We start from the raw sequence: 12,161 nt of genomic DNA, 5'->3' as shown, positions 1-12,161 counted from the left end.
CTGCCGCCTCCGCGAACAGCTGGCTCGCCGGGGACCGCCGTACGGCATCAACTCTCGTGCCGGCAACGCAAGCTCGACACCCTTGGAGAGCGTGTCATCTACCTCACCGCCACTGCTCCGGTATCCGATTTTTCTTCTCCGCCCCCCATCCGCTAAACTTCCGGAGTCGCAAGGAACTACACCGCGGGGCTTTGGCGCAGTTGGTAGCGCGCTTCCATGGCATGGAAGAGGTCAGGGGTTCGAATCCCCTAAGCTCCACAAGGAAAATGAATGGCTGGTCATCTCAGGGTGACCGGCCATTTGCTTGTTCTGCGGCAGATCCCTCAGTGGCTCCCGGGCATGAGGGCCTGGGGAGCAGCGATCGGTGAATTCGCTAGCCGCGACGGCACAATCACCCGCACGGGAATCGAGCTGCTCGACGACGAGGTACACGTCTCCCGCACTGACCCGATGCTTGCCGAGATCGCTGATGTGGGCCTGTACGACGCAGCTGATAAACGCCGAGGGGCTTTCCGGGCCGAGGTCTTCACGTTTCGCGACATCTTCGCTACCGTGAATTTGGGAGCGCTCCCAGGCAATCGATCCAGCTGTGGAGCGTCCCTTCTCCGCCCAGCGGCCCTGTCTGCCTGTGAACGCTCCCGAAAGACACGGCGGCGGGCCTACCGTCACCTGCATCGAGGAGTGCTATGTCGAGAAGAGTCGCAAAGCGCCGCACCACGCTCGCCGTACTGGCTGCCGTGGGGCTTGTCGCGTGCCCTGTCCTGACGGCATCGGTGGGGACGGCGTGGGCGGGTGACGCGAGTGCGGCGGCCGCGTTCGCATGTCGGGTCGACTACACGACCAACGACTGGGGCAGTGGGTTCGGCGCCGAGGTGGCAGTCACCAACCTCGGTTCGTCGGCGGTCAAGGGTTGGACGCTGACCTATACCTACACCGGCAATCAGACCCTTCAACACGGCTGGAACGGCAACTGGTCCCAGTCGGGCAACAAGGTCACCGTCACCAACGCCAGCTGGAACGGAACCATCCCGGCGGGTGGCCTTGTCAAGGCGGGGGCGAACTTCTCCTACAGCGGCAGCAATCTCAAGCCAACGGACTTCGCCGTCAACGGCGCCGCGTGTACCGGCACCGTTCCGCCGGTCGACGGTCCCGCACCGGCGCTGCGCGTGTCCGGCAACAAGATCGTCACCGCGAACGAAACGCCGTACCGGCTGCTCGGGGTGAGTCGCTCCAGTGGAGAGTTCGCCTGCGTACAAGGCAAGGGCATGTGGGACGGCGGTCCGGTGGACCAGGCGTCGGTGGACGCGATGAAGACCTGGAACATCCATGCGGTGCGGGTCCCGTTGAACGAGGAGTGCTGGCTGGGCGTCAACGGCTCACCCGGCGGCGCTACCTACCAGCAGGCCGTCAAGGACTACGTGGACCTGCTGGTGAAGAACGGCATCAACGTGATCCTCGACCTGCACTGGACGTGGGGCGCCTACGCGAACGGGCCGGAGTGGCACTGCAAGGACGAGCATGCGGTGTGCCAGAAACCGATGCCGGACGCCCGATATGCCCCGCAGTTCTGGACCGGCGTCGCCACCGCGTTCAAGGGCAACAACGCCGCCGTCTTCGACCTGTTCAACGAGCCGTACCCGGAGATCGCCAGCGACTGGAACAAGACCCTCGGCTGGCAGTGCTGGCGGGATGGGGGCACCTGCACTGGTCTGTCGTACGAAACCGCCGGCATGCAGGACCTGGTCGACGCGGTGCGAGCCACCGGAGCGACCAACATGCTCATGCTCGGCGGTCTGGAGTGGGCCAACGACATGCGGGAGTGGCTGGCCCACAAGCCGGTCGACCCGCTGAACAACATTGCGGCGTCCTGGCACGCCTACAGCTTCAACGCCTGCGCCACCGAATCCTGCTGGGACAGCCAGATCGCTCCACTCGCACAGCAGGTCCCGGTCGTCATCGGTGAGTTCGGCCAGGACAACTGCGGCTTCGACTACATGCAGCGGTTGGTGGACTGGGCCGACGCGCACGACATGGGTTACCTCGCGTGGACCTGGAACCCGTGGGGGTGCAGCACGGGTGCCGTGCTGATCAAGGACTGGAACGGCACACCCGAGCCCGGCGTCGGCGAGGGCTTCAAGGCCCATCTGCTCAGCCAAGAACCCTACGACAGTGTCCGATGATTGCTCCCGAGCGCCAAGGTAGGAGGGATGACGGGCCCGCCGTGGCTTTGGGCTACGGACGCCGATCGTCCGGAATCGGGCGTACGTTGGCGGCATGAGTGACTTCACGATCAAGGCGCTCACGCCGGAGACGTTCGCGGACTTCGCTGCGCTTGTTGAGCGGAACAAGGGGATGTTCGCCAGTTGCTGGTGTACGCATTTCCATCCTGACTGTGCGGAGAAGGGTCAGACCGCTGAGGGGAACCGGGCGCTCAAGCAACGGCTGGTGGCCGACGGGATCGCGCACGCGGCGCTGGTCTACGACGGCGACCGGGCTGTCGCCTGGGCGGAGTTCGGATCACCCGAGGAGCTGCCCAACATCCAGCACCGCAAGGAATACGTCGCCACTGCCGAGCGACTGCCCGACTACCGGGTCACCTGCATCCTGGTCGAGCGCGGCCTTCGCGGTCGCGGTCTCGCGGCGGTGGCGCTGCGCGGAGCGGTCGAGTTGATCGCGCAGGCCGGCGGCGGCCTGGTCGAGGGCTACCCGCACGACACTGGCGGGGTGCGGAAGAAGAACTCCTCGTTCCTCTACAACGGAACCCGCACGATGTACGAGCGCGAGGGCTTCACCTACGACCGCCCCAAGGGCCTGGGCAACTGCGTGATGGTCCGCGAGGTCGCCCCAGGCAGGCGCGAAGTGAGGACGCGTTGATGGCGCAGTACGGCGTGGCGCGGATGACGGCACGGGAGTCCTGACCGTGGGCTCGTGGCAGGCTGTGCGCCATGACTGCATCGAGGCGATCGAAGCCGTTGACACCGGTTGGGAGGGTGCTCATCTGGTTCATGATCGTATTCCTTGCCCTCGTGGGCCTTCTCGTCGGCGGCTTCGCGATCAATGCCGGCCTGGATGGCCGGTCTGCCCTGGCGAATGGTCCGTTCGGCACGTTCGCCCCAACCGACCGCGGCTGCGGCAAGTACGACTGCACCTGGATCGGTGATTTCGTGAGCCACGACGGCACAATCACCCGCACAGGCACCAAGTTGCTCGATGGGGTGGACGTCTCCCGCACTGAGCCGATGCCCGCCGAGATCGCCGATGTGGGCCTGCGTGACGACGCCGGCGGATCCGTTGCCTACACCAAAGACCACAGCTGGGGAACGTCGCTCGTCGGCGGCGTGCTTTTCCTGGTGCTGGCCGGCCTGACGATGCCGGTGTTGCTGATCCGCATGGTCAGACGTCACCAGCGGCAAACACAGCCCAGGGATTCGAATCTCTATTCATGACCTGAGTCTTGGTTTAGGTGGGTGGTGAGGAAGCGGATCTGGTCGGCGACTATCTGGTCGACGGCGGGTGGGTGGTAGACGGTGAAGTGGTCGGCGTCGTAGTGCTTGAGTTCGGCCCGGGGTGCCTTGGCGGCGACGCGTTCGACGATGGTGGGTGCGATGAGGTTCTCTCGGTCGCAGGCGCAGATCAGTAGCGGGCACTGCACTTTGGATGCTTTGGCGGCGGCGTTGTAGAAGAGCATGTCGAGTCCGGAGGCGGCAGTGATGCGGTTGTCGAAGACAGCCCCGGGTGGGGTGACCGACAGCCAGCCTTCGAGTGCACCGGGCTGATTGACGAAGGCTTGCTCGCCGGGGCGGGCGACCAGCGGGACGTAAAGGCGTGGCAGGCCGAGAAGGGCCCGGACCATGTCGGAGAGGATCGGCGGGGTCATGCGCGCCAGATGTCTGACGCCCGCGCGGGAGACAACGCCCCGGCCGCTCAACACAGGGCACTGGATCACCGCGGCAGCCAGGTCGGGATGGCGGGCGGCCGCGGTGAGTGCGTGGCTGGCACCGAACGACGTGCCCCAGATCGCGATGCGGGCGGGGTCGATGTCGGGCCGCGAGCGGGCGAAGGCGAGGGCGGCGTCCACGTCGGCGGCGTAGCGGCGCTGGCTCACGAGCTGACGGGGCTGGCCGCCGGACTCGCCGAGGTGGCGGAAGTCGAACGCCACCACGGCGATCCCGGCCTCGGAGAACCACCGCTCGTACTGGGCGAGCATCATCTCGTGGGTGGCGCCGCCGCCGTGAACGAGGACGACGGCCGGGTGCGGGCCGGCGCCGACGGGCAGGGTCACCCAGGCGGCGCAGTGGTCGCGGCCGGAGGGGAAGGTGGTCTGGATGGTCATGACGCCTCGATTAGGTACGTTGTATGTGAACGATTGCCAGTTGATCACGTACCTTGTACTTAATCAAGGAGAGGCATGCCTGCTCCCAGAAAGTTCACCCGCGAGCAGCTGCGAACGGTCGCCCTGGCGATGGTCGACGAGGAAGGCCTCGCAGCGCTGACCATGCGCAGTCTCGCGTCCGCACTCGGCACCGGCGCGATGACGATCTACAACTACGTCGACGGCCGCGAAGGACTCGAACAGTTGGTCACCGAAGCGGTCATGGCCGAGGCACGCTGGGACGACCCGGCCGGAGACTGGACCGAGGCAGTGGCCGCCGTCGCCGTCGGTATGTGGCGGGCTGTCCGCGCCCATCCCCAGGCAATCCCGCTGATCCTCACCCGCCGGAGTCTGGACCCGGCGACCCTCCTCGCCGCCGAAGCCCTCCTGGACGCACTTGCCCGCGGTGGCAGATCAGGCGCCGACTTGCTGATCGCCTTCCGGGTGGTCACCGGTTTCGTCTCCGGTTTCAGCCAATCGGAGCTGGCCAGCCCGCTCGCGCCTGATCACGGCGACGACTCGTCGACGGCGACCGATCACATCCGATCCCTGCCCGCCGATCGGTTCCCACGCCTGATCGCGATCGCTGAAGCCGCCACCGGCAGCGATCCTGAGACCGAGTTCCGCGCCGGTCTGAGCATCATCCTCACCGGACTTCACTCCACACCCAAGGTTGGTTGATCAGGTGTTTCTGTTGCAGATGTCGGGGGTTCCGGGGGCGGGGAAGACGACGTTGGCGAAGGAGCTTGCTCGGGTGGTTGGTGCGGTTCGGCTTGATCATGATGTGGTGAAGAGCGGGCTGCTGGAGGCCGGGATCACCGTGGAGCAGAGCGGGCGGGCGTCGTACGAGGTGCTTTATGCGTTGGCTCGGGATGCTCTTGGTGGTGGCAGTTGCGTGATCATCGACAGTCCTTGCTTCTGGCCCAGAATTCTTGCGGAGGGTCAGGCGATGGCGAAGGAACACGGGGCGGCGTACAAGTACATCGAATGCAAGACGGCTGACTTGTCGCTCGTCGACTCCAGGCTCCGTACGAGGAAGCGTCTACGCAGTCAGCGGCTGAGTATCGACACCCCGCCGGTTGATCACCAGTCGACGCCGGGCGAGGCTGAGAGGTTCGCGCGGTGGGCGGACGGCATGCAGCGGCCAGACTCTGACTACCTTGTCGTGGACACCGCCACTCCAGTCTCGGAGTATCTGCCCACAGCACTGGCCTACCTCGCGCGCCGATGAGGATCCTGTACGTCGTCTGTGGCGCGCCGCCCTTCCGTGGCTCGAGGGGGAGCTGGGTGTTCGATCAGCTCAGGGGGTTTTGAGGCAGCCTCCGATGAAGTAGATGAGCGCGAAGGTGATGTCGCCGCCGTCGGGGTGCTTGATGACGCTGGCGCCGTCGCGGGTGAGGGCGTAGGCCTTGTCTCTGAGGCCGGTGGCGTAGTCCTGCCAGGCCATGGCGGCGGAGGAGCGGCCTTTGGCGGTGGAGGTGATCGCGTTGAGGAGGATGCCTGTGGTCATGTCGGCGGGGTTGTGGATCTGATCGGTGTAGGAGAGTGCGACCGCGCCGGTGTCGAGTTTGGCTTCGACGACCTTTCGCTCGTTCTCTGGCATGTAGTACCGCCAGGCGAGTTCGCAGGCTGTTTCCTGGAGGACGTCCTTGCCGAAGTCCCAAAGATCGTTCCTGGCGTCTTCGGACAGCACTTCGCGTCGGGTGTAGTTGATGAGGGCTGCGATCTCCTGGGCGGCAGCCGTGCGTTTCGCTGCCATGGAAGTCGCGACCGGGGTGATCTTGTCGTAGAACGTGATCTGCTTCCGGAGCCGGGCTGCGGCGGCGTTGATCTCGGTTTGGAGCTCTGGCGGCACCTTTTTGATCTGCTCGGGTGTCGGCAGCTCGTTGATCGTCTGGGTCAGTGACTTGTTCTGGTTCCGGAAGACGTCGTCGCCGCCCTTGAAGGTGCCTTTGAGCGGATCGTCCAGTTGGCCGGCCTTGCCGATCCAGCCCTTCACGACGGTCACCTCGGCTGCGTTGGGCTTGACGCACGCCTGCAGCGGCAGCACGACCAGTACGACGGCAACCACCAGCGAAAACCCCATGGCCCCCACCTCTCCCCTTGTCCGGAGAGTGATCCTCGGTGCCGCTTGCCGTCCAGATCTGGGGGGTGTCCGGGGCAGATTGTTACGTTGCGCTACATCCGGGCTCTCAGTACGTCGAACTCGCAGCCGGGGGTGTTGGGGTCGAAGCCGTGTTCGAGGAGCCAGCGGGCGGCGGAGAGACTGCGGAGGGACCACCAGGCGCGGATAACTTCGTGGTCCACGTCTTGGCCGTACCCGGCGAGGAGGTGGGGGAGGCGGTCTTCGTGGCCGAGGGTGAGGGTGGCCAGGTCCCAGAGCGGGTCGTCCTGGCCGGCTTCGGACCAGTCGATGATGGCGGTGAGGGCCTCGTTCTCGGTGAAGACGTGGGTGATCTGCAGGTCGCCGTGGGTGAAGGCCGGGGTGTACGGGCGGAGGGCGGTTTCGGCGATCTCGCGATTGCGGATGACCAGGGCTTCGGGCAGTACGGCGTTCGTGATCAGCCACTCGCATTCGGTATCGAGGCGGGTTCTGACGTCGTCAACACGGCGGCCGGGCCACGGCGGAAGCGGGGCCTCGTGGAGCTGGCGGATCGCGGCGCCCGCGGCAGCCCAGGCGGCCGGCGAGGCGGGGGAGGGTTTGCCGAGGACACCGAGCGCGGTACCGGGGACGGCGGCCAGGGCGAGCGCGGGTGGGTTGTGCCAGAGGATCCTCGGAGTCGGGACCGGAGCCAAGGCCATCGCTTCAACCTCGACCTCCAGGTTGGCCTGGTTGGAGTCGACCTTCAGGAAAATGTCACCGACTCGGAGGGTCGCGCGCTCGCTGTGCGCAACGACGATCTGCACCTCATCCACACCAGCGAGTATCGCGGGAACGACTACCCCAGCGCAGCGCATTTTCCTCCGACCGACAGGACGTATACCTCCACTGCGCTCCCGCGAGAGCGGTGCCGAGCGTGCGTTCCGCGTGCAGCACCCATATACGTCCTGTCCGTAGGAGGGCCTGGCGTCGGGAAGGACACGTAGTAGTCGGCGACGGCTTCCATGCGCAGGCTCAGGAGCTCCACCGATGGGGCCGGCGCAGACACCACTACGTGTCCTTACCGACGCTCGGGGCGAAGTTCCGACCGACAGCGGATGAGCGAGACAGGTCACTAGGGTGTCGGATTGGGTGGTTGTGGTTCGTTGCAGGGGTGAGTGGTGGCCGGGCGGCTGCCGGAATGGGAGTGCTGAGATGCCGAAGTACTTGATCTCGTTCGAGAAGGGCGCGATGGACCACATCCCCGCGGAGGACTTTCCGCAGGTGGGGAAGGATGCGCATGCGGTGTGCCGGGAGGCCAAGGATGCCGGGGTGCTGATCTTCACCGGAGGGATCAGCTACGACACCGAGGACCCGCTGCTCGCCGCGAATCCCGCGGTGGTGGGGACCGACGGGCTGATCACCGACGGCCCTTATCCGGAGAGCAAGGAACTCATCGGCGGCGTCTTCGTGGTTGACGTACCGACTCGCGAGGAGGCCCTGCAGTGGGCCGCCAAGGTCGCGGCGGCCTGCCGTTGCGCGCAGGACGTCCGCATGTTCATGGACGACCCTGAGGCGGTCTGACGTACCGACCTGGCACCCTGTCGGTATGGCGAAACCTCGGATCTACGCGACGAGCTTTGCGAGTGTCTACCCCTTGTACGTCGCCAAGGCGGAGCGCAAGGGGCGGACCAAGGCGGAGGTGGACGAGGTCATCTGCTGGCTGACGGGGTACAGCTCGGACGAGCTGGCGGCGCAGCTGCAGAAGGAGGTCGACTTCGAGACCTTCATCGCGGAGGCGCCGCGGCCCAACCCCGACCGCGCCCTGGTCAAGGGCGTGGTCTGCGGGGTCCGGGTGGAGGAGATCGAGGAGCCGACGATGCGAGAGATCCGGTACCTCGACAAGCTCGTCGACGAGCTCGCCCGCGGCAAGGCGATGGCCAAGATCCTCCGCACTGCCTAGTTAAGTTCTGCCGCGTCAATACCTTCCGCGCGATTTCTTCCGGGGGATAAGACCCTGGGAGCCGTCCGCCCGCAGATCTAGCGTTCGAACTATGAGAATCCTTGCGGCAGTGATGGCAACAATCGGTACGGCGGGAACCGCGATCGCAGCCCCCGCACCCCAACTGACAAAGAACACCGCCGCGATCCATGCAGCCGGTGTCACCGGAGTGCAGGCCCGAGCGGTCGGCGTAAAAACCGAAGTCGCGACCGCCGGAGTGGCGAGCCTCCAAACCAGCCGTCCGGTCCCGTCCAACGGATACTTCCGAATCGCGAGCACTGGCAAGACATTCAAGGCAGTCGTCGTCCTGCAGCTGGTCGGGGACGGACGCCTGTCGCTGGACGACACGGTCGACCGATGGTTGCCCGGGCTGATCCGGGCCAACGGCAACGACGGCCGCCGGATCACCATCCGCCAGCTCCTCCAGCACACGCACGGCCTCCGCGACGACTTCCCCGACTTCGCCACCGAGGCGGACTTCTACCGCCACCGCTTCGACCGCTACACCTCGGCCGACCTGGTCGCCCGCACCTTGCAACACAAACCATGGCCCGGCACGGAATGGCGTTACTCCAACATCGGCTACGTCCTGCTCGGCATGATCATCAAAAAGGCGACCGGCCACAGCTGGTACGACGAACTCCAGCAGCGCGTGATCCGCCCGCTCGGCCTGCACCACACGCGACCAGACCACAGCCCGACGCTGCCGCATCCGCACGCCCGGTCGTATCAGCCATTCGAGAGACTGGTCGACGTCACCGAACAAGTCCTCAACGACCAAGATGGCTCGCTCGTGTCGACGACCGCGGACCTCAACACGTTCTTCCGGGCCCTGTTCGACGGCCGGCTCCTCAAGCCCGCTCAGCTGACCGAGATGACCACCAACCTCCGCGACCTGGATCCTCAGATCGCAGAGCTCATGCCCGACAGCCAGTACGGTCTCGGCATCTTCAAGCGACCGCTGCCGTGTGGCGGTGAGTACTGGGGGCACGGTGGTGGCGACGGTGGCTTCATCACGGAGACCGGTGTCACGACTGACGGACGCCGCAGCGCGGTCGTCTCGATGTCGAGCGTCCTCGGCCGCGAGTGGGCCGACGCCCTCCGCCAGCAGCACCTCGCCGACCAGCTGATCGGCAACGCGCTCTGCGATGCCAGCAGCTGAGATCGGGAGCCAGCAGCACGCCAGGGCCCTACAAGCCGCCGATGTGAAGGTCTCCCTGTGACTCAAGGACAGGGAGATCTCATGTACGACGTAGCGATAGCCGGTGCCGGACCGGTCGGGCTGTACCTGGCGTGTGAACTCGGCCTCCGCGGAATGTCAGTGGTGGTACTCGAGCGCGAGCCCGAGGCAGGGTCGGTCTGGCGCGCGGCGCCGCTGGGCATGCGCGGATTGATGGCGGCGTCGCTGGCCGGCTTCTACCGACGCGGGATGCTGGGGGAGCTGCTCGGCGTCGACGAACTCGTAGACCAGCCCGCAACCCTGCAAGGCGTTGGCCACTTCGCAGGCATCATGATCGACCCGGCCAAGATCGACGTCACGACAATGCCGTACCGGCTCCCGACCCCGGCACCCGAAGCCATGATGACGGACCTAGCCCACGTCGAGCAGGTCCTCGAGGACCGCGCGATCAAGTACGGCGTGGAGGTCCGTCGCGGCCAGGCCGTCACCGACCTCACCCAGTACGACGACCATGTCACCGTCCGGACCGGCAATGACGACTACGCCGCGCGCTGGGTCGTCGGTGCCGATGGCGGCCGCAGCACGGTCCGGAAGCTGGCCGGGTTCGAGTTCGTCGGAACCGAACCGCTCTTCACCGGCTACACCTTCCAGGCCGACTTCGACGATCCAGGGAAGCTCAATCCCGGCTTCAACCCCACTCCGAACGGCCTGTACGTGATGATGTCGCAGAAACCCGGCCACATCGGGATGATGGATTTCGACGGCGGTGCCTACGACCGAACGCAGGAGCTGACGAAGGACCACCTGCAGGAGGTACTGCGCCGGGTGTCGGGGACCGATGTGACGCTCACCGAGGTCCGGATGGCGTCGACGTACACGGACCGCGCGATGCAGACGACGACGTACCGGAAGGGTCGTGTTCTGCTGGCCGGCGATGCCGCCCACATCCACTCACCGTTGGGCGGGCAAGGGCTCAACAGCGGGCTCGGTGACGCGATGAACCTGGGCTGGAAGCTTGCCGCGACCATCCAGGGCGACGCCGCAGACGGTCTGCTCGACACCTACACCACCGAGCGCCACCCGATCGGCGAGTGGGTCCTCGACTGGACCCGCGCGCAGGTGACGGTCCTGAAGCCCGGTCCGCATGGCCAGGCCATGCAAGGGGTGATGCGCGATCTGCTCGACACCCCCGACGGCGCCAAGTACATCTACAGCAAGATCTCCGGCATGGTGAACCGCTATGACCTCGGCAGCGAAGGCAGCGACCACCCCTTGGTCGGCCGGATCGCACCCGAGTTCCGCCTCGAAGACGGCACCCGCCTCGCCGACCTGATGCAGGACGGACACGGCGTACTTCTCGACTTCACCGGCGAACTCGCAGGCCTCGAGCTGAACAGCAACTTCCGGTACGCCGCCGGCCGGGCGACCGACGATCTCGGACTGGCCGCCGCACTGGTCCGGCCGGATGGCGTGGTCGCGTGCGCCGGGGATGCCGATCGGGACGCGTTCGAGCAGGCCGCGAAGCGGTGGTTCGCATGATCACGCTCAAGCCGGGCAGCACCGTGATGTTCACCGGCGACTCGGTCACCGACTCCAACCGTCTCGAAGATCCGGACGGCCTCGGCACGGGCTATCCGCTGCGCGTCGCGGGGGAGTGGGGACTGCGGCACCCGGACCGCCCGGTGACCTGGCTGAACACCGGCTGGCGCGGCGACAAGGTGATGGACCTCGAGGCTCGCTGGCAGGACGACGTACTGGCCGCTGAGCCCGATGTCGTATCGATCATGATCGGAGGCAATGACGCCGCCTGGTGGTCGTTCGATCCCGAGAACGGTCGAGTGATCCCGGCCGCGGAGTACCGCGCGGGCTATGAGCGACTGCTGACCCCACTCGCCGAGGCCGGCACGCAGTTGATCCTGATCGAATCGTTCATGCTGCCGGTCCGCGGCACGCTCGAGCACGGGGACCTGCGGATCGACGAGACGCTCCGCAAGCAGTGGCGTGCAGACCTGGATCCGAAGATCGAGGTCGTCAACGACCTGGCCCGCCAGTACGGCGCTGAGCTGCTGCCCGCCGATCGGATCTTCACCGAGCTCTGCGCAGTCGCCGAGCCCGAGCACTGGGCCGAGGACGGCGTCCATCCCACTCCGGCAGGTCACGCTGCCCTGGCTGAAGCCTGGCTCCAATTGGTGGACTGAAGAGCAGTGTCAGCGCCGTGTCAGGGCGGTGTCTGACCACCCGTCGATGCTCAATGCATGAGAGAAACGGCGATTGCAGTCTCGGGACTGCGCAAGGCATTCAAGGACAAGATCGTCCTGGACGGCATCGACCTGGACGTTCCCGCGGGCACGGTCTTCTCGCTGCTCGGCCCGAACGGCGCCGGCAAGACGACGACGGTCCGCTAGCCGAACAGACTCCCTACGTGACATCGTTGAGTCTCTGGGGAGGTTGTTATGGGTAAGGCTAAGAGCACTCGTCTCGTTTTGGGTTTTTCGCCGTGGGACGACAAGGTTTCTTTGATGCTCGG

At 66.0% G+C, this 12,161-nt stretch carries 14 protein-coding genes, 1 tRNA gene and 1 pseudogene; 12 read left to right on the top strand and 4 right to left on the bottom strand.

Translation table 11 applies throughout. The features are described 5' to 3' along the window. The first annotated feature begins 185 nt into the window (after positions 1-185). A tRNA-Ala gene (locus E1261_RS10160) sits at positions 186-258 on the top strand. Here E1261_RS10160 and E1261_RS10155 read toward each other — a convergent pair. Further along, the gene (locus E1261_RS10155) at positions 232-675 is read right to left on the bottom strand and encodes a hypothetical protein (protein ID WP_132405157.1); all 444 of its coding nucleotides are present in this window, start codon (positions 673-675) and stop codon (positions 232-234) included. The two genes, E1261_RS10160 and E1261_RS10155, sit on opposite strands and share 27 nt — an antisense overlap. An 11-nt stretch (positions 676-686) precedes the next feature. Between E1261_RS10155 and E1261_RS10150 the strand changes: the two genes are divergently transcribed. The 3 genes from E1261_RS10150 to E1261_RS10140 all read left to right on the top strand — a co-directional run bounded on the left by E1261_RS10150 (position 687) and on the right by E1261_RS10140 (position 3,446). Further along, entirely contained in the window at positions 687-2,180 is a 1,494-nt protein-coding gene (locus tag E1261_RS10150) for a cellulase family glycosylhydrolase (protein ID WP_132405155.1), read from the top strand. A 94-nt stretch (positions 2,181-2,274) separates the two neighbouring features. Beyond that, positions 2,275-2,874 (top strand): GNAT family N-acetyltransferase, encoded by a 600-nt coding sequence (locus E1261_RS10145; protein WP_132405153.1) that lies wholly within the window; start codon positions 2,275-2,277, stop codon positions 2,872-2,874. Positions 2,875-2,990: 116 nt separating this feature from the next. Further along, entirely contained in the window at positions 2,991-3,446 is a 456-nt protein-coding gene (locus E1261_RS10140; protein WP_238176108.1) for a hypothetical protein, read from the top strand. Here E1261_RS10140 and E1261_RS10135 read toward each other — a convergent pair. Continuing rightward, on the bottom strand, positions 3,437-4,333 hold the full coding sequence (locus tag E1261_RS10135; protein WP_132405149.1) for an alpha/beta hydrolase: 897 nt from the start codon (positions 4,331-4,333) through the stop codon (positions 3,437-3,439). The two genes, E1261_RS10140 and E1261_RS10135, sit on opposite strands and share 10 nt — an antisense overlap. Before the next feature lie 75 nt (positions 4,334-4,408). Between E1261_RS10135 and E1261_RS10130 the strand changes: the two genes are divergently transcribed. Both E1261_RS10130 and E1261_RS10125 read left to right on the top strand, forming a co-directional pair. Further along, entirely contained in the window at positions 4,409-5,053 is a 645-nt protein-coding gene (locus E1261_RS10130) for a TetR/AcrR family transcriptional regulator (RefSeq protein ID WP_132405147.1), read from the top strand. A 4-nt stretch (positions 5,054-5,057) separates the two neighbouring features. Continuing rightward, positions 5,058-5,603, top strand: a complete 546-nt coding sequence (locus E1261_RS10125) for a P-loop nucleotide/nucleoside kinase family protein (protein WP_132405145.1) — start codon at positions 5,058-5,060, stop codon at positions 5,601-5,603. A gap of 69 nt (positions 5,604-5,672) precedes the next feature. On the opposite strand, the gene E1261_RS10120 is transcribed toward E1261_RS10125, so the two are convergent. Both E1261_RS10120 and E1261_RS10115 read right to left on the bottom strand, forming a co-directional pair. Then, positions 5,673-6,458: a hypothetical protein gene (locus E1261_RS10120; RefSeq protein WP_132405143.1), complete on the bottom strand. Its 786-nt coding sequence runs from the start codon at positions 6,456-6,458 to the stop codon at positions 5,673-5,675. Between the two features lie 92 nt (positions 6,459-6,550). After that, positions 6,551-7,288 carry a phosphotransferase family protein gene (locus E1261_RS10115; protein WP_238176107.1) on the bottom strand — a complete coding sequence of 246 codons (738 nt, stop codon included), beginning with the start codon at positions 7,286-7,288 and terminating at the stop codon, positions 6,551-6,553. A 379-nt stretch (positions 7,289-7,667) separates the two neighbouring features. Between E1261_RS10115 and E1261_RS10110 the strand changes: the two genes are divergently transcribed. From E1261_RS10110 to E1261_RS10085, 6 genes and pseudogenes are all read left to right on the top strand, one after another. Then, positions 7,668-8,036: a YciI family protein gene (locus E1261_RS10110; RefSeq protein WP_132405139.1), complete on the top strand. Its 369-nt coding sequence runs from the start codon at positions 7,668-7,670 to the stop codon at positions 8,034-8,036. Positions 8,037-8,061: 25 nt separating this feature from the next. After that, on the top strand, positions 8,062-8,415 hold the full coding sequence (locus E1261_RS10105; RefSeq protein ID WP_132405137.1) for a DUF2200 domain-containing protein: 354 nt from the start codon (positions 8,062-8,064) through the stop codon (positions 8,413-8,415). 91 nt (positions 8,416-8,506) lie between these two features. Next, positions 8,507-9,616: a serine hydrolase domain-containing protein gene (locus E1261_RS10100; RefSeq protein ID WP_132405135.1), complete on the top strand. Its 1,110-nt coding sequence runs from the start codon at positions 8,507-8,509 to the stop codon at positions 9,614-9,616. Positions 9,617-9,697: 81 nt separating this feature from the next. Beyond that, positions 9,698-11,173: an FAD-dependent monooxygenase gene (locus tag E1261_RS10095; protein WP_132405133.1), complete on the top strand. Its 1,476-nt coding sequence runs from the start codon at positions 9,698-9,700 to the stop codon at positions 11,171-11,173. Further along, positions 11,170-11,832, top strand: coding sequence for an SGNH/GDSL hydrolase family protein (locus tag E1261_RS10090; protein WP_132405131.1), 663 nt, complete (start codon positions 11,170-11,172; stop codon positions 11,830-11,832). Before E1261_RS10095 ends, E1261_RS10090 begins: the two co-directional genes overlap by 4 nt. A gap of 57 nt (positions 11,833-11,889) precedes the next feature. After that, positions 11,890-12,033: pseudogene (locus E1261_RS10085) on the top strand (ATP-binding cassette domain-containing protein); the annotation flags it as partial. Between the last annotated feature and the right edge of the window lie 128 nt (positions 12,034-12,161).

Origin of the sequence: Kribbella albertanoniae (assembly GCF_004348455.1) — a bacterium.
In the GTDB taxonomy this organism is placed as follows: Bacteria; Actinomycetota; Actinomycetes; order Propionibacteriales; family Kribbellaceae; genus Kribbella; species Kribbella albertanoniae.
The sequence above is the reverse complement of the archived record's forward strand: the minus strand, read 5'-3'. Positions and strand labels throughout refer to the sequence as shown.

Coding starts and splice junctions, on each gene's coding strand:
- E1261_RS10145 (WP_132405153.1), top strand. CDS start 2,275: ATGAGTGACTTCACGATCAAGGCGCTCACGCCGGAGACGTTCGCGGAC.
- E1261_RS10135 (WP_132405149.1), bottom strand. CDS start 4,333: ATGACCATCCAGACCACCTTCCCCTCCGGCCGCGACCACTGCGCCGCC.
- E1261_RS10090 (WP_132405131.1), top strand. CDS start 11,170: ATGATCACGCTCAAGCCGGGCAGCACCGTGATGTTCACCGGCGACTCG.
- E1261_RS10120 (WP_132405143.1), bottom strand. CDS start 6,458: ATGGGGTTTTCGCTGGTGGTTGCCGTCGTACTGGTCGTGCTGCCGCTG.
- E1261_RS10130 (WP_132405147.1), top strand. CDS start 4,409: ATGCCTGCTCCCAGAAAGTTCACCCGCGAGCAGCTGCGAACGGTCGCC.
- E1261_RS10150 (WP_132405155.1), top strand. CDS start 687: ATGTCGAGAAGAGTCGCAAAGCGCCGCACCACGCTCGCCGTACTGGCT.
- E1261_RS10100 (WP_132405135.1), top strand. CDS start 8,507: ATGAGAATCCTTGCGGCAGTGATGGCAACAATCGGTACGGCGGGAACC.
- E1261_RS10155 (WP_132405157.1), bottom strand. CDS start 675: ATGCAGGTGACGGTAGGCCCGCCGCCGTGTCTTTCGGGAGCGTTCACA.
- E1261_RS10095 (WP_132405133.1), top strand. CDS start 9,698: ATGTACGACGTAGCGATAGCCGGTGCCGGACCGGTCGGGCTGTACCTG.
- E1261_RS10110 (WP_132405139.1), top strand. CDS start 7,668: ATGCCGAAGTACTTGATCTCGTTCGAGAAGGGCGCGATGGACCACATC.
- E1261_RS10105 (WP_132405137.1), top strand. CDS start 8,062: ATGGCGAAACCTCGGATCTACGCGACGAGCTTTGCGAGTGTCTACCCC.